Genomic DNA, 24804 nt, shown 5'->3' with positions numbered 1-24804 from the left:
ACGCTCTTCAGGGCGGGGAGGGTCACGCCGGGCCCCCGCTTCCCGTCGGCCGCTGGCCTTCAAGCTGCGGACGGGCTGCGGACGGGCCGAAATCGCGCTCTTCTACCCGGGTCTTCATCTCCCAAACAACAAGTGCTCCAGATCACACCCCCCGCCTTGTCGAATGCACCCTTCCGCTTGATACAAATTGCCCGCGCGTTCCTGTCCGTCGACGGCCGCACCAACTCCCCTTCGCTTGGCCCCCCTTTCCGTCCGCATGCCCTGGGAACGCCCGTGTCCGCCCGCACCACCGCTCCGTCCTGGCCCCTCGTCGCCCTTTTCACGGCGGGCTACCTGGCCCCGTACCTGCTGCCCACCACCGTCGGCAGGCTCGACGCGGCCCTCCCCCTCTCCGCCACGCAGGCCGGTGCCGTCGGCAGCCTGCTGCTCCTCAGCTCGGCCGCGGCGGGTTTCGCCCTCGCTTCCCGCATCCACCGGCTGGGCGCCCGGCGCCTGGCCCGCGTGGGTCTGCTCCTCGCCGTGGCCGGCTACGGCACGGCCGCCCTGTCGACCAGCGTGCCCACCGTCATCGCCGGCGCTCTCGTCGGCGGTCTCGGCTCCGGTGCGGCCACCACCGTCGCCGCGGCCGGAACGGCCGCCCGGCCGGACCCCCACCGCACCACGACGCTCGGCCTGCTGAGCGTCTCCGCCCTCGCGGCGGCCGTCTATCTGACGGTCCCCCACCTGGGTCCGGGCCACGGCCTCCCCCTGGCGGCGGTCGCGCTCACCGCGGCACTCGTCTGGCCGGCCACCGCCCGTCTGCCCGCCGGCCAGGGACCCGCGACCGGCCGCCGCCCCGCTCCCCCGTCCGTCGCCGCGCACCGGCCGGCGCCGGGCCCGACACCCCCGCTCCCGCACCGCCGCCCGGGCCTGGTGCTCGCCGCGGCCATGCTCTGCTGGTCCCTGGCCCAGAACTCCCTGTGGGGCGTCAGCAGCCACATCGGGACCCGGCAGGCGGGGCTGGGCGAGGCGACGGTCGGGGTGGTCTTCGCGGCGGCGCTCGGCGCGGGCCTGCTCGGCGTGCTGGGCGCGGGTGCGCTCGGACCCCGTATCGGCCGGGCGCTGCCCGTCGGAGCGGGTACCGCCCTCATCGCGGTCTGCATCGTGGTCAGCGCGAACGCGGACGGCCTGACGAGCTTCGCGGTGGGCGAGATCGCCTGGAACGCCCTCTACCCCGTGGTCCTGTCGTACCTGATCAGCCTGGCCGCGTCGCTCGACCCGCACGGCCGCTGGGCCGTCCTGGCGGGCTCGGCGTCCTCCCTCGGCACGGCGTGCGGCCCCCTGGCGGGCAGCCTGCTCTCGGCCGCGGCGGGCTATCCCGCGATGGGCTGGGTCCTCGCGACGGCCCTGGTCCTGCTGGCCGTGCCGCTGGCCGCCGTGGCCCTGCGCACCACGGGCGGTCCCGTCGTCCGGGGCCCGGAACCGGTCCTGCGCGGCGGCCCCGTGGAGCAGCCCGCGGAACAGCCGGTGGTGGAGATCGCCGTGGACCGGTCCCGGCCCGCGCAGGGGGACTTCGACACGGCGGGCCCTCCGCACTCGGGCACGTCGCCGGCGGCTCCCGCGCCCTGAACGGCGGCCCTCAGGCCCCGAACTCGTACGCCTCCACCTCGGCGATGTACCGGGCCCGCCGCTCCTCGTCGTGTTCGAGGAACGACGCGGTGAACGAGTTCCGGGCCAGTTCGCGCAGCCGCTCCGGGGAGAGCCCCAGGGCCTCCCGCACCGCCCGGAAGTTGTCCCCGGCGTACCCGCCGAAGTAGGCGGGGTCGTCGGAGTTGACCGTGCACAGCAGTCCCGCGTCGAGCATCGCGGGCAACGGGTGCTCCGCCAGCACGTCGACGGCCCTCAGCCGCACGTTGGACAGCGGGCACAGCGTCAGCGGCACCCGGTCCCGCACCAGCCGGGCCACCAGCTCCGGGTCCTCCATGCAGCGCAGCCCGTGGTCGATCCGCTCGGCCCCGAGCACGTCGAGGGCCTCGGTGATGTACGCGGGCGGCCCCTCCTCGCCCGCGTGCGCGACCCGTCGCAGGCCGAGCGCGGCGGCGGCCTCGTACACCTCGCGGAACTTGGCCGGCGGGTGGCCGACCTCGGCGGAGTCGAGCCCGACGCCGACGATCGGGCCGCGCGGTGCCAGGTACGGCTTCGCGGCCTCCAGGGTCTCCATCGCGGACCCGGCGGACTCGTCCCGCAGAAAACACATGATCAGCTGGGTGGAGATGCCATGCACGGCCTCGCTCCGGTCGAGCGCCCGCCCGAGCCCCTCCACCACGGTGCCGATCCCGACGCCTCGTGCGATGTGCGCCTGCGGGTCGAAGAAGATCTCCGCGTGCCGCACGCCCTGGGCGGCGGCGCGCGCGAGGTACGCGTCGGCGAGATCCGCGAAGTCGTCCTCGGTCCGCAGCACGGCCATGAGCCCGTAGTACAGGTTCAGGAACGACTGCAGGTCGGCGAACTCGTAGGCCTTGCGAAGCTCCTCCGTATCCGCGTACGGCAGCGCGACCCCGTTGCGGGCGGCCAGGGCGAAAGCCAGCTCGGGCTCCAGCGTGCCTTCGATATGCAGGTGCAGTTCAGCTTTGGGGAGGGGCATCGAAGCATGGTACGGGTGTTTCACCGACGCTTCGGAACCGGCACCCTCAGCAGATCGTGCGCCACGGTCAGCTCCCCCTCGAACCCGGCGGCCCGGGCCTGCCGCTCGAACTCCTCGGGCTCGGAGTACCGCTGGCTGAAGTGCGTGAGCACCAGATGCCGTACGCCCGCGTCCCGCGCCACGGCCGCCGCCTGCCCCGCGGTGAGGTGCCCGTGATCCACGGCGAGCCGCACGTCCTCGTCCAGGAACGTCGACTCGATGACGAGCATGTCGCAGCCCTCGGCGAGCGCGTACACCCCGTCGCACAGCCGGGTGTCCATGACGAACGCGAACCGCTGCCCGCGCCGCACCTCGCTGACGTCGTCGAGCAGGACGTCCCCGAGGACCCCCTCCCGCTGGATCCGCCCCACGTCCGCGCCCTTGATCCCGTGCGCGGCGAGCCGGTCGCTCAGCATCCGCCGCCCGTCGGGCTCGACGATCCGGTAGCCGTACGACTCGACGGGATGGGAGAGCTTCCGCGCCTCCAGCGTGTACGCCGCCGAGGTGGCGAGCACCCCGTCGGAGTCCACCGGGGCCTCGGTGAGCGCGACCGTCTCGCGGTAGGCGGTCGCGTACCGCAGCCGGTCGAAGAACTTCTGCCCGGAGCGCGGGTAGTGCGCGCTGATCCCGTGCGGCACCCGGTCGAGGTTGATCCGCTGGATCACCCCGGCCAGGCCCAGCGAGTGGTCGCCGTGGAAGTGCGTGACACAGATGCGGTTCAGGTCGTGCGCGGCCACCCCGGCACGCAGCATCTGCCGCTGCGTGCCCTCGCCGGGATCGAAGAGGATGCCCTCGCCGTCCCAGCGCAGCAGGTAGCCGTTGTGGTTGCGGTGCCGGGTGGGGACCTGGCTGGCGGTACCGAGGACCACCAATTCACGTACGGACACGTCGGGTTATCCGGTCTCTTCCTATCCGGGCGGCCACTGCAGACCGCGGCCGCCCAGCACATGGGCGTGCGCGTGGAAGACGGTCTGCCCCGCTCCGCTCCCGGTGTTGAAGACGGTGCGGTAGCTGTCGAGCTTCTCCTCGGCGGCGACCTCGCCGGCCTCGCGCACGACATCGGCGAGGATCGCCGGTTCGGCGGCGGCGAGGGAGGCGGCGTCCGGGTGGTGGACCTTGGGGATCACCAGGACATGGGTGGGTGCCTGCGGGTTGATGTCCCGGAAGGCGAGAGTCGTGTCGGTCTCACGGACGACGGTCGCCGGAATCTTTCCCGCGACGATCTTGCAGAACAGACAGTCGTCCTGCGGTTCCCCTGCCATGCGCGGCCTCCTCGCACTGATTGATCGATGCCCCGGAATGGTACCGAGACCCCCAAGAGGGTCACCTGCCCCGCAAGGGGCGCGGGGAACGGCGCAGTCTTTTGCCTTTCAGGGGCGCGGGGAACGGCGCAATCCTTTGCCTTTCAGGGGCGCGGGGAACGGCGCGAACAGCTCCCCGCACCCGCACCCGAAGAACGCCCCCTACGCCCCCGGCAAGACAGGCGCAGCCTTCGCCGGACCCTCCTCAAGCGCCTCCAGCGCAATACGAACAGCCTCGTCGAGCTGCACGTCCCGCCCGGCGGCGTAATCGTGAGGCGTCTGGACAACCTCGACGTCAGGGTCGACGCCGTGGTTCTCCACCCCCCACTCGTACCCCTCAAGCCAGAACGCGTACTTGGGCTGAGTCACGAGCGTCCCGTCGACCAGCCGATACCGGCTGTCGATCCCGACAACGCCGCCCCACGTACGTGTACCGACGACAGGCCCGATCCCAAGCGCCTTGATCGCCGCGTTCACGATGTCCCCGTCGGACCCCGAGAACTCGTTGGCGACGGCCACAACAGGCCCACGAGGCGCGTCCTCCGGATAACTCGTCGGCCGCATCCCCCGCGCGAGGTCCCACCCGACGATCCGCCGGGCGAGCTTCTCGATGACCAGCTGCGAGGTGTGCCCGCCACGGTTCTCACGGACGTCCACGACGAGGCCCTCCCGCGCCACCTCGATCCGCAGATCGCGGTGGATCTGCGCCCAGCCGGGCGCCTGCATGTCGGGCACGTGCAGATACCCGAGCCGTCCGCCGGACTTCTCGTGCACATAGGCACGCCGGTCGGCGACCCACGCGTGATACCGCAGCGGCTCCTCGTCGGACATCGGCACGACCACCGCGTGCCGCGGATCGCCGCCGCCCGCCGGTGAGACGGTCAGTTCCACCGGCTTGCCCGCCGTGCCGACGAGCAGCGGTCCGGGTCCGGCCACCGGGTCGACGGGCCGCCCGGAGACGGCCACGATCGCGTCCCCGGCGCGCACCGCGACACCGGGTGCGGCGAGCGGCGACTGCGCGTCGGGGTCGGAGGTCTCGGACGGCAGGATGCGGTCGATACGCCACAGCGGCGCCCCCTGCGGACCGTCCTCGTGGCGGGAGACGTCGGCGCCGAGCAGCCCCTGCCGCTCCCCGTGCCCGTACCCGCCGCGCGGCATGACGTACGCGTGCGAGGTGCCGAGTTCGCCCTGCACCTCCCAGAGGAGGTCGACCAGGTCGTCGTGGGTGCAGACCCGTCCGAGGACGGGCCGGTACCGGTCCAGTACGCCGTCCCAGTCGACGCCGCCCAGGTCGGGCCGCCAGAAGTTGTCCCGCATGAGGCGGCCGGTCTCGTCGTACATCTGGCGCCACTCGGCGGCCGGGTCGACGCTCTGGCGGATGCGCGACAGGTCGACGGTGATGTTGGTGTCGCTCTCGTCGTCGTTCGAGGCGCGCCGGTCGCTCGGTACGACCTTCAGTTTGCCGTCGGTCCACAGCAGGATCCGCTTGCCGTCGCCGGTGACCATGAAGCTGTCGGCGTCCGAGGCGAGGTGTTCGATGCGCTGCTGGGCGAGGTCGTAGCGCTCCAGGTCGGTCTTGGGGTCCGGGTCGTCCGGGGTGGCGCGGGAGGCGCCGAGCACACCCCGTACCGGGTGCCGCAGCCACAGCAGCCCGTCCTTGGCGGCCCGCAGCCCGGTGTAGCGGGCGGCCTCCACGGGGAACGGGACGATGCGGTCGCCCAGCCCGTCGAGGTCGATGCGGGTCGCCGGGGAGCCCTCGCTGTCGGGGGTCTCGTCCTTGTCGGGCGCCTCGAAGGGCCGCCCGTGCCGCTGCGGCCCGAAGGGCGAGGGGGTGGTGGCGGCGAGGGTGATGAGATGCGGCCGCGAACCGCCGACGAAGGCGAGGTCGAAGACGTGCTCGTCGTAGACGGGGTCGAAGGAGCGCGCGGACAGGAAGGCCAGGTGTTTCCCGTCGAGGGTGAACGCGGGCGCGTAGTCGCGGAATCGCAGGGGTGTCGCCTCGGTCACCGACAGGTCGGCGGTGTTGGCCAGCTTGAGCTGGCGCAGCGGGCGCGGGCCGGGATGCGACCAGGCCAGCCAGGCCGAGTCGGGTGAGAAGACGAGCCCGGTGACCTCGCCGTCCTCGCTGCGGTCGACCTCGCGGACCTCGCCGGTCTCGCGCTCGACGAGCAGCACGCGTCCGTCGTGCGAGGCGACGGCGGCCCGGCTGCCGTCGGGGGCCATCGCGAGTCCGAGGACGCGGCCGAGCTGTCCGGCGGCGAGCCTGCGCGGGGTGGCGCCGGGTGCCACGCCGGTCGCCGGGGCGAACTCCAGCGCGTCGTCGCCCTCCGCGTCGGTCGCCCACACCACGTGCTCCTCGCCGTCGGCGCGGAAGGTGCGGGGCAGCCTGGCCCGTACGCCCTGTTCGGCGGCGAGCGCGCGGGCGGGCCCGGAGCGGTGGGTGACCCAGTGGACGGCTCCGCGCACGGCGACCGCGCTGCCGCGTCCGGTGTGGTCGGGGGCGGCGGCGCCGAACCAGCGGGACGCGTTCACCGGATGCGGCTGCAGGTCGACGCGCTGTCCGCCGAGCCGGATGTCGAGCCGGCGCGGCTCGGCCCCGTCGAGGTCGTCGAGGATCCACAGCTCACCGGCGGACGCGTACACGACGCGGGTGCCGTCGGTGGAGGCGTGCCGGGCGTAGAAGCCCTCGATCCCGGTGTGCCGCCGCAGGTCCGATCCGTCGGCGAGGGAGGAGTACACGGCTCCCACGTCCTCGTGGTCGGAGAGAAAGACGACCCGCTCCCTCACCCACGACGGGTACTCCAGGTTCCCGTCCAGGTCGGCATGGAGCCGCACGAACTCCCCGGCCTCCCCCTCGCGGTCGATCCACAACTTGCCCGCGGTGCCGCCCCGGTAGCGCTTCCACCAGGCGGCCTCACGGCCCATGGGCGCGGACAGCAGGACGGTGCCGGGCCCGTACGCGACATCGCCGACCGGTCCGTACGGAAGGGTGGTCGCGGGTCCGCCGTCGAGCGGGACGGCCCTTGCCCAGCTGCGGCGCAGGCTCGCCTGCCCCTGCGTGCTGAGCGCGAGCACCTCCCCCTCCGGGGTCCAGCCGCGTACCTGGGTCTTCCAACTGCCCCAGTACGTCAGGCGTTTGGCGGGGCCTCCGTCGACGGGGGCGATGTGCACCTCGGGGGCGCCGTCGCGGGTCGAGGTCCAGGCGACGGTCGTGCCGTCCGGGGAGATCCGTGGATGGTTCACCGGGACGTTGTCGGCGCTGACCCGCCAGGCGCGGCCGCCGTCGAGCGGCGCGACCCAGACGTCGTCCTCGGCGGTGAAGGCGATCAACTCGCCGTGCAGGTGCGGATACCGGAGATACGCGGAAGTCGCGGCGGATGCGGATGCGGCGGATGCAGGCTGTGTCACCCGATCACCCTATGCAGCCGTCCCATCCGCGACCAGAGCTTTCGATCACTTCACAGGGCGGGCCGCTTCGTCGCATTGATCACTTTCCCGAGATGCAGGAGCAACTCGGATTCGGATACACGGTCTGCGTCCGGGTGACGGTGACGGTCGCCCCGGGCTGACCGGGCGGCTGAGTCGTCGGGTTGTTGACGGGTGGCGTACCGGCGGCCTGGCAGTTGCCGAGGACGTTCAGGCGGAACACTTCCCTGCCGCCGACGGTGGCGGTGAGGTCGCCCCGCACGCAGGTGCCGTCCACCTCCTGCGTCACCTTGCCCTTGATGCTGATGTCCTGCCCGTCCTTGGTCTCGCCCGTGCAGTCGACGGACGCCACGCTGTGCACGCTCGGCGAGGTGCCGGAGGGTGTGCCGTTGTCGCCGTACGAGGCGGTGCAGGTGAGCCACTGCACGTCGACGCCCCGCTTCTCCAGCTCGCTCGTGCCCTTCTGGTCGGTGGTGATCGCCACGGCGGCGGTGTTCAGGCCGTCGCCCGGCTCACACGCGACCAACGCGAACACGGCCGCGACGGCGGTCAGGCCGATCGCCGGGCCTCGGTGTCGAATACGCCTCATTGCCCCCATGCACGGCAGCGTGCCACCGGTCGCCCGCGCGCGGTAGACCCCATGCGGCCACGCTCCCCCTCCGGGGGCTCCGCCCCCGAACCCCCTTTGTCCTCAAACGCCGGACGGGCTAAGAGATGTCCGCCCGTCCGCGACGTATTCAGCCCGTCCGGCGTTTGAGGACGAGCGCGCAGCGCGATATGGGGGCGAGGGGGCGCAGCCCCCATGCAGTGACGATGGGGGTCCCCCCGGTCGAGCGAAGCCGAGACTGGGGGAGGGTAAGGGCGGCGGGGGCGAGAAACGCTAGGACCAGCGCCCCGTCCGCCCCAGCAGCAGCGCAACCGCCGCCGTCCCCGCGGTGGACGTACGCAACACACTCCGCCCCAGCCGGCACACCTTCGCCCCCGCCTCGGTGAACATCGACAACTCCTCGGGCGAGACGCCGCCCTCGGGCCCGACGACCAGCACGATCTCCCCCTCGGAAGGGAGTTCGACCGTGGCGAGCGGCAACCCCGGGTACAGCCGGTCCTCATGCAGCACCGCCGCGAACTCCGCTTTGGCGAGAAACGCGGCAACCTGCTTGGTCGTCATCGCGTCCGCGACCTCCGCGAACCGCACGCGCCGCGACTGCTTGCCGGCCTCACGGGCGGTGGAACGCCATTTCCCGAGCGCCTTCAGACCGCGCTCGCCCTTCCACTGCGTGACGCAGCGGGACGCCGCCCAGGGCACGATCCCGTCGACACCGGTCTCCGACATGGTCTCGACGGCGAGTTCACCCCGGTCCCCCTTGGGCAGCGCCTGTACGACGGTGATACGGGGCAGGGGCGCGGACTCCTCGTGGACCTGGAGGTCCGTGACGACGAGCCGGTCCTTGCCCTCGGCCGCCTTGACGACGCCCTCGGCCCAGCGCCCGAGCCCGTCGGTGAGGACGACGTCCTCACCGGACCGCAGCCGCTTCACGGACACCGCGTGCCGCCCCTCGGGTCCGTCGAGCACGAACTCGGGCCCGCCGGGCACCGCGTCCACCACGAACACCGGAGCGGTCATCGGCCGGTGCCCCCGCCCTGCTGGGAAGACAACGCTGTCCTGGCGGCGGCGAGTTCGGCGGCCAGCACCTCCACGAGCTGTCCCGCGGGCAGCTCGCGAGCGAGCCGGTGGCCCTGTCCCGCCCACAGCGCCATGCCCTGCGCGTCCCCCGCCTTGGCGGCGGCCTTGCGCAGTCCGGAGGTGAGGTGGTGGACCTCGGGATAGGCGGCGGGCGCGTACGGGCCGTGTTCGCGCATGAAGCGGTTCATCAGCCCTCGCGCGGGCCGCCCGGAGAACGCCCGCGTCAGCTGCGTACGGACGAAGAGGGGGTTGGTCAGTGCCTGCTTGTGCAGGGCGTTGGCGCCGGACTCGGGGGTGGCGAGGAAGGCCGTGCCCAGCTGGGCGGCGCTCGCGCCGGCGGCGAGGGCGGCGGCGATCTGGCTCCCGCGCATGATGCCGCCGGCCGCGACGATGGGGATCTGCACGGTCTCGCGGACCTGCGCGATGAGTGAGAGCAGTCCGATGCCCGAGCCGTCGGTCTCCGGGTTGTCGCGGTGGGTGCCCTGGTGGCCGCCGGCCTCGACGCCCTGCACGATCACCGCGTCGGCGCCCGCCCACTGCACGGCCTGCGCCTCCTCGGCGGTGGTCGCCGTGACCAGGGTCAGCGTGCCGGCCCGGCTCAGCGAGTCGAGGACCTCGCGCGAGGGGCAGCCGAAGTGGAAGGAGACGACCGGCACCGGGTTGTCGAGGAGGACGGCGAGTTTGTTCTCGTAGCTGTCGTCGCGTCCGCTGTCGGGGTCGCCCAGCTCGGTCTCGTACCAGGAGGACTCACCGGCGAGCTGGTGGGCGTACACCTCGACGGCCGACCGGTCGGCGTACTCGGGCTGCGGCATGAACAGGTTCACGCCGAACGGCCTGCCGGTGGCCCCGCGCAGCTGCTTGATGTCCTGGTACATGCCGTCTGTTGTCTTGTACCCGGCGGCGAGGAAGCCGAGCCCCCCGGCCTCGGACACGGCCGCGGCGAGCTGCGGCACCGAGACGCCGCCGGCCATCGGGGCCTGCACGATCGGGAGGGGGAAAAGATCGGTCAGCGCGGAGGACATGACGGCATGTTGTCACGTCCTCCGTACAAGTCCGAATCCGGCCGTCCGCCGGGCATAAGCCACAGGAATCATCCTGCGCCGAGCCCGGCGGTCACCGCTCGCGCGCGGCTCAGGTACGGCCGTTGAACGCGTCCTTCAGCCGGGAGAACAATCCCTGCTGACCGGGCTGGAACTGCCCGGTGGGCCGCTCCTCGCCCCGCATCTGGGCCAGCTCCCGCAGGACCCGCTCCATCTCGGGGTCGAGTTTCGTCGGCGTCATGACCTCGACGTGCACGATGAGGTCGCCGCGTCCACCGCCCCGCAGATGCGTGATGCCGCGCCCGTGCTTGGGAATCGACTGCCCGGACTGCGTCCCCGGACGGATGTCGACCTCTTCGAGCCCGTCGAGCGTCTCCAGCGGGACCTTGGTGCCCAGTGCCGCCGCGGTCATCGGGATGGTGACCGTGCAGTGCAGATCGTCGCCGCGCCGCTGGAACATGTTGTGCGGCAGCTCGTGGATCTCCACGTACAGGTCACCGGCGGGGCCGCCACCGGGGCCGACCTCGCCCTCGCCCGCGAGCTGGATCCGCGTGCCGTTGTCGACACCGGCGGGGATCTTCACCGTCAGGGTCCGGCGCGAGCGCACCCGTCCGTCGCCCGCGCACTCGGGGCACGGTGTCGGGACGACCGTCCCGAAGCCCTGGCACTGCGGACACGGCCGGGAGGTCATGACCTGGCCCAGGAAGGACCGCGTGACCTGCGACACCTCACCGCGACCGCGACACATGTCACAGGTCTGCGCGGAGGTGCCGGGCGCCGCGCCCTCACCGCTGCACGTGGTGCAGACGACGGCCGTGTCGACCTGGATGTCCTTCGTGGTGCCGAAGGCCGCCTCGTCGAGCTCTATCTCCAGCCGGATCATCGCGTCCTGGCCGCGCCGCGTGCGCGACCGCGGGCCACGCTGCGACGCCGTCCCGAAGAACGCGTCCATGATGTCCGAGAAGTTCCCGAAGCCGCCGGCTCCGAAGCCGCCCGCGCCACCGCCGCCCGCCTGCGACAGCGGGTCACCGCCGAGGTCGTAGACCTGCTTCTTCTGCGGGTCCGACAACACCTCGTACGCGGCGTTGATCTCCTTGAAGCGCTCTTGCGTCTTCGGATCGGGATTGACGTCCGGGTGCAGCTCGCGGGCGAGCCTCCGGAATGCCTTCTTGATCTCGTCCTGGGACGCGTCGCGGCGCACGCCGAGTACGGCGTAGTAGTCCGTGGCCACTTACGACTCCGCCAGGATCTGTCCTACGTACCGTGCCACCGCTCGTACCGCTCCCATCGTTCCGGGGTAATCCATGCGCGTCGGTCCGACCACGCCGAGTTTGGCGACTGCTTCGCCGCCCGAACCGTAGCCGACCGAGACCACAGAAGTGGAGTTGAGTCCCTCATGGGCGTTCTCGTGACCGATCCGTACGGCCATGCCCGAATCGTTGACCTCACCGAGGAGTTTGAGGAGCACGACCTGCTCCTCCAACGCTTCGAGCACCGGACGGATGGTGAGGGGAAAATCATGTCCGAAGCGCGTCAGATTGGCGGTGCCGCCGATCATCAGCCGCTCCTCGGTCTCCTCGACAAGAGTCTCCAGGAGGGTGGAGAGCACGGTCGCGACCGTCCCCCGGTCCTCCGACTCGAAGGCGTCGGGGAGATCCTGCACCAGTTGCGGGACATCCGCGAAACGGCGCCCCGTGATCCGGCTGTTGAGCCGCGCGCGTAGATCTGCCACGGAGACCTCCCCGAAGGGGGCCGGACAGTCCACCATGCGCTGTTCGACGCGTCCCGTGTCCGTGATCAGTACGAGCATGACGCGGGCCGGAGCCAGCGCCAGGAGCTCCACATGACGCACGGTCGAGCGGGTCAGCGACGGGTACTGGACGACTGCCACCTGCCGGGTGAGCTGTGCGAGGAGCCGCACGGTCCGCCCCACGACGTCGTCGAGGTCGACGGCGCCGTCCAGGAAGTGGTGGATGGCCCGCCGCTCGGGCGCGGTCATCGGCTTGACGCCCGCGAGCTTGTCGACGAACAGGCGGTAGCCCTTGTCCGTGGGGATGCGGCCGGCGCTGGTGTGCGGCTGCGCGATGTACCCCTCGTCCTCGAGAACCGCCATGTCGTTACGGACGGTCGCCGGTGACACACCCAGCCGATGGCGCTCCGTGAGCGCCTTCGAGCCGACCGGCTCCTCCGTGCCCACGTAGTCCTGGACGATGGCGCGCAGCACTTCGAGCCTGCGTTCACTGAGCATCGCGCACACCTCCCGTGGTCTTCCGCGCGGTCATCGGTCGTCATCAGTCGTCTTCGGTGGCCTCGCCTGGCACTCAGCGCGCGCGAGTGCCAGCATCCCCGCGCCAAGTGTACGGCCGGTAGGTACGGGCCGGGCAAGGGCGGGCCTGCGATGTCGTGACGCGGAGCACATCGAACACGGCAACCTGTACGAGGGTGTCCCGCTCTGTCGGGAACATGCAGCCGCCGTACGCCGCTAGCGTCGGCTCATGAAGGTGACTTGGGAAGAGGCCGGGCTCGGCGAGTCCGGCTGGGAGGAGCTGTCCCCGTACGCGGGGCGGTGCCGGCTTCCGGTCTGGGACTGCACGGCCGGGCTGGTGGCGGGCGAGGACGCGGCGCTCATGATCGACGCCGGATCGAGCGTGCGGGAGGGCGCGTGGCTGCGCACGCGGGCGCGCCGGGCGCTCGGGGGCGGACGGTCGCTCGGCGGCGGGCGGGTCACCCACCTCGCGCTCACGCATCCGCACTTCGACCATGTCTTCGGGGCGGCGGCGTTCGCGGGGGTCGAGGTGTTCGGCGCGGCGGGCGCCGAGCGGGTGCTCGCCGACGAACGGGAGGAACTGTTCGCGGACGCCGTGCGCAACGGCGCCGATCCGGAGGAGGCGGCCGAGGCGGCGGACCTGCTGGTCCGGCCCCGGCACCTGGTCACCGGCGAGCGGACGCTCGACCTGGGCGGCGGCCGGCGGGTCCTGCTGGCGAACGTGGGCCCCGGCCACACCGGTCACGACCTCGCGGTCCTGGTCAGCGGTTCCGGCTCCGGCTCCCCGGAGATCGTCTTCTGCGGCGACCTGGTCGAGGAGTCCGGCGAGCCCCAGGCCGGGCCCGACGCCGTGCCCTCCCATTGGCCCGCCGCGCTGGACCGTCTGCTGGCTCTCGGGGGCGAGGACGCGCTGTACGTGCCCGGGCACGGGGCGGTGGTGGACGCGGCGTTCGTGCGGGCCCAACGGGACGCGTTGGCCCGGCGTTTCGACGTACCGTGACCGCCGCTCCGGGGTGTCGGTGTACCTGACCCGGACCGCTTTCTCCTATCGTCATCCGAATGCGCCAGTACTCAGCGGATCTCACCCCTCCGTGGAAGAAGCCCAAGCCCGTGCCCGAGGTCGCGGCGGACCCGGGGCTCGTGGTCGAGGAGCCCGGCACCGGGTTCTGCGGTGCCGTGATCCGCTGCGAGGCGGGGACGGTCACGCTGGAGGACCGCTTCGGCAAGCACCGGGTGTTCCCGCTGGAACCGCGCGGCTTCCTGCTGGAGGGGCGCGTGGTGACCCTCGTACGCCCGTCTTCCGCTCCGGTACGCCCCACGCGCACGGCGTCGGGGTCGGTCGCCGTGCCCGGGGCGCGGGCCCGCGTGGCCCGGGCCGGGCGCATCTACGTCGAGGGCCGCCACGACGCCGAACTGGTGGAACGGGTGTGGGGCGACGACCTCCGCATCGAGGGGGTCGTCGTCGAGTACCTGGAGGGCATCGACGACCTGCCCGCCATCGTCGACGAGTTCGGTCCGGGGCCGGACGCGCGGCTGGGGGTGCTCGTGGACCACCTGGTCCCCGGCACGAAGGAGTCGCGTATCGCGGAGGCCGTGACGAGTGAGTACGCGCTGGTCGTGGGCCACCCGTACATCGACGTCTGGGAGGCCGTGAAGCCGGCGTCCGTGGGTATCCCTTCCTGGCCCCGGGTGCCGCGGGGGCAGGACTGGAAGACGGGCGTCTGCCGTTCTCTCGGCTGGCCGGAAAACACGGGCGCGGCGTGGCAGCGGATCCTCGACTCGGTCCGCTCCTACCGGGACCTGGAGCCGGAACTCCTGGGCCGGGTGGAAGAACTGATCGACTTCGTCACAACCCCGGAATGACCTTCTTTCCGCCCCCGCCGCCCCTACCCGTCACGTCACGTACTCGGGGGCGCCGCCCCCCGAACCCCCGGTCCTCAAACGCCGGACGGGCTGAAGGATGTCGCCGGACCGGCGGACATCCCTCAGTCCGTCCGCGAATCTTTTAGCCCGTCCGGCGTTTGAGGACGAGCGCGTCAGCGCGATACCGGGGGCGAGGGGGCGCAGCCCCCATGCGTGACGGGAACGGGTAGGGGCGGCGGGGGCGAAAAAAGGTCAGTCCACCAGGTCCCGCACAACCCCGTCCGCCAGCAACCGCCCCCGCAGGGTGAGCACAGCCCGCCCCTCCTCGTACGGCCCGGCCTGAAGCAGTCCATCGGCCACCCCCCGCGCAGCCGCCGCAAGCCCGTCGGCCCGCAGCAGCGACAACGGACACCCCTCCAGGAGCCGCAGCTCCAACAGGATCCGCTCCACCCGCCGGTCCTCGTCCGAGAGCAGCTCACGGCCCGCCCCGGGCGACCGCCCCGCCGCCAGCGCCCCCGCGTACGCCCCGGGATGCTTGACGTTCCACCACCGCACCCCGCCGACATGGCTGTGGGCGCCGGGCCCGGCACCCCACCAGTCGGCCCCGCGCCAGTACAGCTCGTTGTGGAGGCAACGGCCGGCCTCGGAGGTGGCCCAGTTGGAGACCTCGTACCAGGAGAAGCCCGCCTGCGACAGGCGATCCTCGGCCATCAGATAGCGGTCCGCGTGGACGTCGTCGTCGGTCATCGGGACCTCCCCGCGCCGGATGCGCCGCGCGAGCTGGGTCCCCTCCTCGACGATCAGCGCGTACGCGGACACATGGTCGGGACCGGCGCCGATCGCCGCGTCGAGCGAGGCCCGCCAGTCGTCGTCGCTCTCCCCCGGCGTGCCGTAGATGAGGTCGAGGTTCACATGGTCGAAGCCGGCCGCGCGGGCCTCGGCGACGCACGCCTCGGGCCGGCCGGGGGTGTGGGTGCGGTCGAGGATCCGCAGCACGTGCTTGCGGGCGCTCTGCATCCCGAAGGAGATCCGGTTGAAGCCGCCGGCCCTGAGCGTGGCCAGGTAGGCGGGGTCCACGGACTCCGGGTTCGCCTCCGTGGTGATCTCCGCGTCGTCCGCGAGCCCGAACTCGTCCCGGACGGCCGCCAGCATCCGTACGAGATCGTCGGCGGCCAGCAGGGTGGGCGTACCGCCGCCGACGAAGACCGTGCGGACGGGCCGCGGATCGTCGCCGAGGACCTTGCGGGCGAGGCGGACCTCGTCGACGAGGGTCTCGGCGTAGTTGTCGCGGGAGGCCAGCACGCCCCCCGAGCCGCGCAGCTCCGTCGCCGTGTACGTGTTGAAGTCGCAGTAGCCGCAGCGGGTCGCGCAGTACGGGACGTGGAGGTAGAACCCGAGCGGGCGGTCGGCCGCGCCGGCCAGGGCGTGCGCGGGCAGCGCCCCGTCGTCGGGGACGGGCTCGCCGTCGGGAAGTGCGGAAGGCATGTCTTCCATTGTCCCGTACGCACGGAAGTCCCCACTCCGCCCCGGGGGGGGACCCTCACTCCGCCTGCAGCACCAGCAGCGCCAGGTCGTCCTCCGGCGGTTTTCCGCCGAACTGGTGCACAAGGTGCCGGATCCGCTCGGCGATCAGCTCGGCGTCCAGCCCCGCGCAGCCGGTGAGTGCGGCGGCGAGGCCGTCCTCGTCGTCGAACTGCCGGTGTCCGTTGCGCCGCTCCGTCACGCCGTCCGTGACGCACAGGACGCTGTCGCCGGGCCGCAGCTCGAAGGTCCCGCAGTGGTAGCCGGCGTCCTCGAAGACGCCGAGGAGGGTCTGCGGCTGGGCCACCTCGCGGACCTCCCCCGAGGGCTTCAGGAGCAGCGGCAGCGGGTGTCCGGCGGAGGCCACGGTGCAGCGCACCCCGCCCTCGACGGGCACCAGCTCGCCGTAGAGGAGGGAGAGAAACCGGTTCTGCGGGCCCTCGTCGGCGAGTACCCGGCCGCCGTCCGCGACCAGGGCGCGGGCCGCCGCGTCCGCGGTCTCGGTGGCGTCGTCGAGGAGCAGCTGGTTGAGCCGGTCGAGGACGTCGGGCACCGCGTAGCCCTCGCGGGCCAGCAGTCGCAGCCAGGGCCGGGCGAGGCCGATGACGACGGCCGCCTCGGGCCCCTTGCCCTGGACGTCGCCGAGGGCGAAGCACCAGCGTCCGTCCCCGGCGGGGAAGAGGTCGTAGAAGTCGCCGCTCGGTCCGCCCTTGTCGCACGGCTCGTAGACGAGCGCGCTGCGCACCCCGGGGATCTCGGCGACGGCCCCGGGCAGCAGGCCGCGCTGCAGTACGCGGCTGATGGTGGCCTGGCGCGCGTACTGCCGGGCCGCTCCGATCGCGAGGGCGACCCGGCGGCTGAGGTCCTCGACGAGCCCGGTGATCTCGTCGGGGAAGTGGTCCTGTCCGGCCCGTCCGATGACGAGGGCGCCGAGCGGTCTGCCGCCGGCGATCAGCCGGAACGCGAGGGCCGATCCGCGCTCCGCCTTCGCCCCCAGCGCCTCGGCCGGCCAGGGCATCGGTACGGGCCCGGAGCGCGCGGACTCGGGCAGCTCGGGCGGGTCCTTCTCCAGGAAACGGCGCAGCTCCTCCATCCGGTTCTCGCTGCCGTGCCAGACGCGGGCGAGCCGCGGTCCGCCGACGAGGCCGCCGTCGGAGCGGCCCGGCGCCTCGTCCTCCAGCCACACCGCGCACCAGTCGGCGAGCCGCGGCACGAGCAGCTGGCCGGTGAGCGCGGCGACCAGGTCCTCGTCGAGCTGTCCGCCGAGCAGGTCGGAGGCCTCGGCGAGGAAGGAGAGGGCGCCGCGGTTGAGCCAGTCCTGGTCCTGCACGGTGTGCCGGGGCGCGGGGGCGAGGATCTCGGCGGCCCGCCGGCCGCGTCGCAGGGCGTGTTCGCCCTCGTAGGCCTCCGCGGCCTCGGCGGTCGGGATCGCCTCGGCGGGCAGCCGCGCCCACACGGTCTTGACGCCGGTGCGGTAGGTGATGCCCCAGGCTTCGGAGAGCGCGGAGACGAGCCGCAGACCGCGGCCGTACTCGACGGCGTCGTACGGCCGCGCGGCGCCGTCGTCGCGGACGACCCGCTCGGGATGGTGGTCGGAGACCTCTATGACGAAGGCGCTCCCGCCGGGCGCTTCCGGGGCCGCTTTCCGGGCCCCCTCGGCGGCCTTCCCGGCGGTCCCCTGCGCGGTGTCCGTGCTGCCCGGGACCGCCACGGAGCAGTCCTCCGTGCAGTTGTCGAGCCGGCACAGCAGTTCCACGTCGGTGCCCGCGTGCACCACGGCGTTCGTCACCAGTTCACTGACGACCACCATCGCGTCGCCCACGAGCCGGTCGGTGACCAACTCCGTTCCCGGCAGGGCGAGTTCGGACCACTCGGCGAGCGTCGTACGAACGAATCTGCGGGCCGCGCCCGGCGCGAGCGAGTTGCCCGGCAGGGACGTGCGGGCCACTGTGTGCGGGCGCGCCGAGGCCCCAGCAGCACGGGACGCGGACTCCCGTTGCGTCGGAATGGCCCCCACTGTGCGGCTCCCTGAGCAGTTCGGACGAATACACCCCAAGCAATGCAGACAGAGTGACAGACTGGCTACGCCCATAAGCACCGAGTTACCGAAGTGGGCCACCATGAGTGAGAACAGTGCTATGCACCTGCTCGGAGACGGTCAGATCCGGGCATCGGACCTGCGTCCCCTCCTGGCCGCCATGACCTCCGCGCGGGACGGCGACTTCAGCAAGGTGCCGGAGACGGGCCACGGCATCGCGGCCGAGCTGGGGATGGTGTTCAACCAGATCGTGGACCGGAGCGTGCATTTCAACACGGAGGCCCAGCGGGTCCGCCGTGAGATCGTGCGCCACGGCCGGCTGGACGAACGGCTCGCGGCGAGCCCCGGTCAGGGCCACTGGACGACCCGGATCAACGACGTGAACCAGCTGCTCGACGCCCTGGTGGCGCCGGCCGCCAACGCGACGCGCGTCCTGGACGCGGTGGCGGGCGGCGATCTGACGCAGCGCGTCGATCTGCACGACGGCAACCGGCAGCTGCGGGGCGATCTGCGGCGGCTGGGGCGGGCCGTCAACAAGATGGTCGATCAGCTGTCCCTCTTCACGGGAGAGGTCACCCAGGTGGCGCGCGAGGTCGGCACCGAGGGCCGCCTCGGCGGACGCGCCAAGGTGACCGGCCTGTCGGGCAGTTGGCGGGACGTGACCGAGGCGGTCAACACGATGGCGTCCCGGCTGACCGCCCAGGTCCGGGACATCGCCCTGGTGACCACGGCGGTGGCGCGGGGCGACCTGACCCGCACGGTGACGGTCGAGGCGACCGGTGAGCTGCTCGAACTGAAGCTGACCGTGAACACGATGGTCGACCAGCTGTCCGCCTTCGCCGACGAGGTGACGAGGGTGGCCCGCGAGGTCGGCACGATGGGCGAGCTGGGCGGCCGGGCCCAGGTGCGCGGCGTCTCCGGCGTCTGGAAGGACCTCACCGACAACGTCAACTTCATGGCCTCGAACCTGACCTCACAGGTCCGCAACATCGCCCAGGTGACCACGGCGGTGGCCAACGGCGACCTGAGCCAGAAGATCACCGTCGGCGCCCAGGGCGAGATCCTGGAGCTGAAGTCGACGATCAACACCATGGTCGACCAGCTCTCCGCCTTCGCCGACGAGGTCACCCGCGTCGCCCGCGAGGTCGGCACCGAGGGAAACCTCGGCGGCCGGGCCCAGGTGCGCGGCGTCTCCGGCGTCTGGAAGGACCTCACCGACAACGTCAACTTCATGGCGGACAACCTCACTTCGCAGGTCCGCAACATCGCGCTGGTGTCCACGGCGGTGGCCCAGGGCGACCTCGGCAAGAAGATCACCGTCGAGGCGAAGGGCGAGATCCTGGAGCTGAAATCGACGATCAACACCATGGTCGACCAGCTCTCCGCCTTCGCCGACGAGGTCACCCGCGTCGCCCGCGAGGTCGGCACCGAGGGAAACCTCGGCGGCCAGGCCCAGGTGCGCGGCGTCTCCGGCGTCTGGAAGGACCTCACCGACAACGTCAACTTCATGGCCCTGAACCTCACCTCGCAGGTCCGCAACATCGCCCAGGTGACCACGGCGGTGGCCAACGGCGACCTCTCCAAGAAGATCACCGTCGACGCGCGCGGCGAGATCCTGGAGCTGAAGGACACCGTCAACACGATGGTGGAGCAGTTGCGCGCCTTCGCCGACGAGGTGACGAGGGTGGCCCGCGAGGTCGGCACCGACGGCCGCCTCGGCGGCCGGGCGCAGGTACTGGGCGTCTCCGGGGTGTGGCGGGACCTCACCGACAACGTCAACTACATGGCGGACAACCTGACCTCGCAGGTCCGCAACATCGCGCAGGTCGCCACCGCGGTGGCCCAGGGCGACCTGTCGAAGAAGATCGACGTCGACGCGCGCGGCGAGATCCTGGAACTGAAGTCCACCATCAACACGATGGTGGACACGCTGTCGTCGTTCTCCTCCGAGGTCACCCGGGTGGCCCGCGAGGTGGGTTCGGAGGGGCAGCTCGGCGGTCAGGCCCGGGTGGAGGGCGTGTACGGCACCTGGAAGCGTCTGACGACGAACGTGAACGAGCTGGCGTCCAACCTCACCACCCAGGTCCGCGCGATCGCCGAGGTGGCGTCCGCGGTGGCCCAGGGCGACATGTCCCGCTCCATCACGGTGGAGACCCAGGGCGAGGTCGACGAGCTCAAGGACAACATCAACCTGATGGTGGCCAACCTCCGCGAGACGACCCGCGCCAAGGACTGGCTGGAGTCGAACCTGGCCCGCCTCGCCGCCCTCATGCAGGGCCACCGGGACCTGATGGAGGTCGCGGACCTGATCCTGCGCGAGCTGACGCCGCTGGTGAACGCGCAGTTCGGCGCCTTCTTCCTGGCCGACCCGGAGGAGGACAAGGCGACCCTGCAGACGGCCCTGCCCATCAAGGGGCTCGCCTTCATCGCCGGGTACGGTTCGGCGCAGAGCGCGACGGTCGACACGGTCAGCATGCCGGTGCACGGGCTCGTGCGGCAGGCCGCGCGCGAGAAGAAGCGGATCCTGATGGAGGAGGCCCCGGCGGACTACATCAAGATCAACAGCGGTCTCGGCGAGGCGGCGCCCGCGAGCGTCGTCATCATCCCGATCCTCTTCGAGGACAAGCTGCTCGGTGTCATCGAGCTGGCCTCGTTCTCCCGCTTCTCCGACGTCCACCTGGCGTTCTTCGACCAGTTCGTGAACACCATCGGCGTAGCGATCAACACCATCATCGCCAACTCCCGTACGGAGTCCCTGCTCGGCGAGTCCCAGCGCCTCGCGATCCAGCTGCAGGACCGCTCCGACGAACTCCAGTCGCAGCAGGCGGAGCTGCGCCGCTCCAACGCCGAACTGGAGGAGAAGGCGGCGCTGCTGGCGACCTCGTCGCAGTACAAGTCGGAGTTCCTGGCGAACATGTCGCACGAGCTGCGCACGCCGCTCAATTCACTGCTGATCCTCGCCCGGCTGCTCTCCGACAACCCGGACGGTCATCTCTCCGACCAGGAGGTGCAGTTCGCGGCGACGATCCACCGCTCGGGCTCGGACCTCCTCCAGCTCATCAACGACATCCTCGACCTCTCGAAGATCGAGGCCGGCCGGATGGACGTACGCCCCAAGAAGCTGCCGCTGATCAAACTCCTCGACTACGTGCACGCCACCTTCCGCCCGCTCACCCTCGACCGTGGCCTCACCTTCGAGGTCGAGGTCGGCGAGGACGTGCCGCGCGAGATGTTCTCGGACGAGCAGCGGCTCCAGCAGATCCTGCGCAACCTCCTCTCCAACGCGATCAAGTTCACCGCGTCGGGCCGGGTCGAACTGCGCGTCAGCCGCGTCGAGCATCCCGAGCCGCACTTCACCCGGGAGGGCAGCGACAACGTCGTCGCGTTCGCGGTCTCCGACACCGGCATCGGCATCGCCCCGGAGAAACTCCCGGTGATCTTCGAGGCGTTCCAGCAGGCCGACGGCACGACGAACCGCAAGTACGGCGGCACGGGCCTCGGGCTGTCCATCAGCCGGGAGATCGCGGGCCTGCTGGGCGGCCGCATCATCGCCGAGAGCACGCCCGGCAGGGGTTCCACCTTCACCCTGTACGTGCCGGTCGTCAGCCCCGGGCACCCGCCGGCCGGGGCCGACGCCGAGGACCGGACCCTGATCCTGCCCGAGCAGTTGTCCACCGAGCCCTTCACCGTCCACGACCAGGACGACAGCTGGCCCGCGCCCACCAAACTGGAGGCGTGGAAGACGGGCCGCGCGGGCCAGGTCCTGCCGGGGCGGCGGGTGCTGATCGTGGACGACGACATCCGCAACGTCTTCGCGCTCACCCACGTGCTGGGCAGGGTCGGAATGCCCGTCCTGTACGCGGAGAACGGCCGCGAGGGCATCGAGGCCCTGGACCGCAACCCCGATGTCGCGCTGGTCCTGATGGACATCATGATGCCGGAGATGGACGGTTACGAGACCATCTCCGTCATCCGCCGCACCCCGCGCTGGGCCGGACTTCCCATCGTCGCCCTCACCGCCAAGGCGATGCCGAGCGACCGCGAGAAGTCCATCGCACGCGGTGCGAACGACTACGTACCCAAGCCGGTGGACGTCGACCAACTGCTGACCGTCGTCTGCGCGCTCCTGGACCCTGAGGGCGCGGACAACGAGGGGCAGGACACCGACGAGCAGGAGGGCTCCGCCGGAACCGTCACCACCGGAGCCGGCACATCGGAGGAACCCGCCGTCCCGCCGACGACCGAATGAGGCAGGCAATCAATCACCATGAGCACTGAGGCATCGACCGACGAGCGCGCCAGCATCCTCCTCGTGGACGACATGGAGGACAACCTGATCGCGCTGGAGGCCGTCCTGGGGTCCCTCAACGAGCCGCTCGTACGCGCCCGTTCGGGCGAGGAGGCGATGAAGGCTCTGCTGCGGCAGCGGTTCGCGGTCGTCCTGCTCGACATCCGGATGCCGGGCATGGACGGGTTCGAGACCGCCGCGAACATCAAGCGGCTCGACCAGACCAAGGACGTCCCGATCATCTTCCTGACCGGCACGGACTCCGACGCGGGCTACGCGTTCCGCGGGTACGCCACCGGAGCCGCCGACTATCTCACCAAGCCGTTCGACCCCTGGGTGCTGCGCGCCAAGGTCACCGTCTTCCTCGACCTGCACCGCAAGAACCAGCAGCTGGAGCGGATGCTCGCCCGCGAGCAGGCCCAGTTCGACGAGCTCGCGGAGCGGCTGCACGCCATCGAGACCACCATGTCGGCCGGTGACAGCACCGACGTGGCCGAACTGCGCCACCAGGTACGCCACATGGAGGACCTGCTGCGTGAGATGCGCAGGGGGCGCGGTCTGTGACCACGCCCCCTGTCCGGCCGCCGCGGAACAGCACCGCGGCGGCCCGCACCACGACTACGCCTCGCGCGTCCCCGCGTACATCTCGTCGATCAGGTACTTGTACTCACGCTCCACCACCGGCCGCTTCAGCTTGAGGCTCGGGGTCAGTTCGCCGTGCTCGATGTCGAGGTCGCGCGGCAGGAGCTTGAACTTCTTGATGGTCTGCCAGCGCTGAAGACCCTCGTTGAGCGTCCTGACGTGCTCGTCGATCAGCTTGACCGTCGCGGGCGCGGCGACGACCTCGGCGTACGACTTGCCGCCCAGGCCGTTGTCCTCGGCCCAGGTCAGGATGGACGGCTCGTCGAGGGCGATGAGCGCGGTGCAGAAGTTCCGGTCGGCGCCGTGCACGAGGATGTTGGAGACGTACGGGCAGACCGCCTTGAACTGGCCCTCGACCTCGGCGGGCGCGATGTACTTGCCGCCCGACGTCTTGATGAGGTCCTTCTTGCGGTCGGTGATGCGCAGGTAGCCGTCCGGGGACAGCTCGCCGATGTCACCGGTGTGGAACCAGCCGTCGGACTCCAGGACCTCGGCGGTCTTCTCGGGCAGCCCCTGGTAGCCCTCCATGATGCCGGGGCCGCGCAGCAGGATCTCGCCGTCGTCCGCGATCCGCACCTCGGTGCCGGGCAGCGGCTTGCCGACCGTGCCCGTGCGGTACGCCTCGCCGGGGTTCACGAAGGAGGCCGCGGACGACTCCGTGAGTCCGTAACCCTCCAGGATGTGGATGCCGGCACCCGCGAAGAAGTAGCCGATGTCGGGCGCGAGGGCCGCGCTGCCGGAGACGCAGGCGCGCAGGTTGCCGCCGAAGGCCTCACGGATCTTGGCGAAGACGAGCGTGTCCGCGACCTTGTGCTTGGCGGAGAGGCCGAAGGGCGCGGAGGCGACACCGGTGCGGCGGAAGTTGTCCTGGGTGACCTTCGCGTACTCGCGGGAGACCTCGGCCGCCCACTGGAAGATCTTGTACTTGGCGCCGCCGCCGGCCCGCGCCTTGGCCGCGACCCCGTTGTAGACCTTCTCGAAGATCCGCGGCACGGCGGCCATGTACGTCGGCTGCACGACCGGCAGATTCTCGATGATCTTGTCCACGCGGCCGTCGACGGCGGTGACGTGCCCGACCTCGATCTGACCGGACGTGAGCACCTTGCCGAAGACGTGGGCGAGCGGCAGCCACAGGTACTGGACGTCGTCCTTGCCGACCAGGCCGGTCGCGGCGATGGCCTTCGCCATGTACGACCAGTTGTCGTGCGGCAGCCGGACACCCTTGGGGCGGCCGGTGGTGCCGGAGGTGTAGATGAGGGTGGCGAGCTGGTCCTTGGTGATCGCCGCGACCTTCTCTTTGATCAGGTCGGGGTTCTTCTCCAGGTACGCGGCACCCCGCTGCTCCAGCTCGGCGAGGCCGATCACCCAGTCGCCCTCGTCCTCGGCGGACTCGACACCGGCGGAGTCGATCACCACGACGTGGGTGAGCTCGGGCAGCTCGGCACGCTTCTCGCGCGCCTTGGCGAGCTGCTCCGCGTCCTCCGCGACCAGCACCTTGCTCTCCGAGTCGGAGAGGATGAAGGCCGACTCGTCGGACTTGGTCGACGGATACACGGTCGTCGTCGCCGCGCCGGCACACATGATGCCGAGGTCGACGAGGATCCACTCGACGCGGGTGGAGGAGGCGAGCGCGACGCGCTGCTCCGGCCGCACGCCCAGTTCGATCAGGCCGGCCGCGATCGCGTAGACCCGGTCGGCCGCCTGTGCCCAGCTCAGCGACCTCCACTCGTCCGGCCCCTCGCCCGCGGCGGGCACCGGATAGCGGTACGCCTCGGCGTCCGGCGTGGCCGCCACGCGCTCCAGGAAGAGGGCCGCCACGGACGGCGGACGGTTCTCGATCAGGGTCTGTGTGTCGCTCACGACATCCTCCGGGGCCCGCGACAGTGCGTGACTGGCTGGTTGCGGTTAGCTCAGTAGCGGTCGTTGTTTAACTCGCGAGTAACGTCGAGTGGTGATCAGAGTAAAGCCCGTCCGCCCGGTGCGTAAGAGGCGGCGGCCTGTCACTTCCTACAGAGCGCGGGCGGAACGGGGCGGTCCGGGGACGACGCGGGCCCGCCGCGCGAAAGCACGACG

The 24804-nt window shown here is 71.4% G+C and carries 17 protein-coding genes; 5 read left to right on the top strand and 12 right to left on the bottom strand.

All coding sequences use genetic code 11. The features are described 5' to 3' along the window. The first annotated feature begins 273 nt into the window (after positions 1-273). A complete protein-coding gene (locus OHS59_RS29815; RefSeq protein WP_328496430.1) occupies positions 274-1608 on the top strand; it encodes an MFS transporter in 1335 nt (444 codons plus the stop codon). Between the two features lie 10 nt (positions 1609-1618). Here the strand turns inward: OHS59_RS29815 and OHS59_RS29810 are convergent, their stop codons facing one another. The 9 genes from OHS59_RS29810 to hrcA form a co-directional block, all read right to left on the bottom strand. Further along, positions 1619-2623 carry an adenosine deaminase gene (locus tag OHS59_RS29810; RefSeq protein WP_328496429.1) on the bottom strand — a complete coding sequence of 335 codons (1005 nt, stop codon included), beginning with the start codon at positions 2621-2623 and terminating at the stop codon, positions 1619-1621. Positions 2624-2643: 20 nt separating this feature from the next. Next, complete coding sequence (locus tag OHS59_RS29805) at positions 2644-3549, bottom strand: ribonuclease Z (protein WP_328496428.1); 906 nt, start codon at positions 3547-3549, stop codon at positions 2644-2646. 21 nt (positions 3550-3570) lie between these two features. Then, positions 3571-3924 (bottom strand): histidine triad nucleotide-binding protein, encoded by a 354-nt coding sequence (locus OHS59_RS29800; RefSeq protein ID WP_328496427.1) that lies wholly within the window; start codon positions 3922-3924, stop codon positions 3571-3573. Between the two features lie 201 nt (positions 3925-4125). After that, positions 4126-7371, bottom strand: a complete 3246-nt coding sequence (locus OHS59_RS29795; protein ID WP_328496426.1) for a S41 family peptidase — start codon at positions 7369-7371, stop codon at positions 4126-4128. 79 nt (positions 7372-7450) lie between these two features. Then, on the bottom strand, positions 7451-7978 hold the full coding sequence (locus tag OHS59_RS29790) for a hypothetical protein (RefSeq protein ID WP_328496425.1): 528 nt from the start codon (positions 7976-7978) through the stop codon (positions 7451-7453). 291 nt (positions 7979-8269) lie between these two features. Further along, on the bottom strand, positions 8270-9013 hold the full coding sequence (locus OHS59_RS29785; RefSeq protein ID WP_328496424.1) for a 16S rRNA (uracil(1498)-N(3))-methyltransferase: 744 nt from the start codon (positions 9011-9013) through the stop codon (positions 8270-8272). Next, on the bottom strand, positions 9010-10095 hold the full coding sequence (locus OHS59_RS29780) for a nitronate monooxygenase (protein WP_328496423.1): 1086 nt from the start codon (positions 10093-10095) through the stop codon (positions 9010-9012). The genes OHS59_RS29785 and OHS59_RS29780 overlap by 4 nt, the downstream gene beginning before the upstream one ends. Positions 10096-10204: 109 nt before the next feature. Next, positions 10205-11344: a molecular chaperone DnaJ gene (gene dnaJ, locus OHS59_RS29775; protein WP_107016318.1), complete on the bottom strand. Its 1140-nt coding sequence runs from the start codon at positions 11342-11344 to the stop codon at positions 10205-10207. Further along, positions 11345-12361 carry a heat-inducible transcriptional repressor HrcA gene (gene hrcA, locus OHS59_RS29770; RefSeq protein ID WP_210882709.1) on the bottom strand — a complete coding sequence of 339 codons (1017 nt, stop codon included), beginning with the start codon at positions 12359-12361 and terminating at the stop codon, positions 11345-11347. Between the two features lie 247 nt (positions 12362-12608). On the opposite strand from hrcA, the gene OHS59_RS29765 reads away from it, so the two are divergent. Together OHS59_RS29765 and OHS59_RS29760 are read left to right on the top strand one after the other, a co-directional pair. Further along, positions 12609-13379, top strand: coding sequence for an MBL fold metallo-hydrolase (locus tag OHS59_RS29765; RefSeq protein WP_328496422.1), 771 nt, complete (start codon positions 12609-12611; stop codon positions 13377-13379). Positions 13380-13438: 59 nt separating this feature from the next. Further along, positions 13439-14242 carry a DUF3097 domain-containing protein gene (locus OHS59_RS29760; protein WP_328496421.1) on the top strand — a complete coding sequence of 268 codons (804 nt, stop codon included), beginning with the start codon at positions 13439-13441 and terminating at the stop codon, positions 14240-14242. 252 nt (positions 14243-14494) lie between these two features. Here OHS59_RS29760 and hemW read toward each other — a convergent pair whose 3' ends face one another. Both hemW and OHS59_RS29750 read right to left on the bottom strand, forming a co-directional pair. Further along, positions 14495-15727 carry a radical SAM family heme chaperone HemW gene (hemW, locus tag OHS59_RS29755; RefSeq protein ID WP_328496420.1) on the bottom strand — a complete coding sequence of 411 codons (1233 nt, stop codon included), beginning with the start codon at positions 15725-15727 and terminating at the stop codon, positions 14495-14497. 55 nt (positions 15728-15782) lie between these two features. Beyond that, entirely contained in the window at positions 15783-17780 is a 1998-nt protein-coding gene (locus OHS59_RS29750; RefSeq protein WP_328496419.1) for an ATP-binding SpoIIE family protein phosphatase, read from the bottom strand. Positions 17781-17883: 103 nt separating this feature from the next. On the opposite strand from OHS59_RS29750, the gene OHS59_RS29745 reads away from it, so the two are divergent. Beyond that, on the top strand, positions 17884-22050 hold the full coding sequence (locus OHS59_RS29745; protein ID WP_328496418.1) for a HAMP domain-containing protein: 4167 nt from the start codon (positions 17884-17886) through the stop codon (positions 22048-22050). 18 nt (positions 22051-22068) lie between these two features. Next, positions 22069-22653, top strand: coding sequence for a response regulator (locus OHS59_RS29740; protein WP_328496417.1), 585 nt, complete (start codon positions 22069-22071; stop codon positions 22651-22653). 54 nt (positions 22654-22707) lie between these two features. Here OHS59_RS29740 and OHS59_RS29735 read toward each other — a convergent pair whose 3' ends face one another. Next, entirely contained in the window at positions 22708-24591 is a 1884-nt protein-coding gene (locus OHS59_RS29735) for an AMP-dependent synthetase/ligase (protein WP_328496416.1), read from the bottom strand. Positions 24592-24804 lie beyond the last annotated feature (213 nt).

Origin of the sequence: Streptomyces sp. NBC_00414 (genome assembly GCF_036038375.1) — a bacterium.
Classification (GTDB): Bacteria; Actinomycetota; Actinomycetes; order Streptomycetales; family Streptomycetaceae; genus Streptomyces.
Note: the sequence above shows the minus strand (reverse complement) of the source record. Positions and strands in the feature narration are given on the sequence as shown.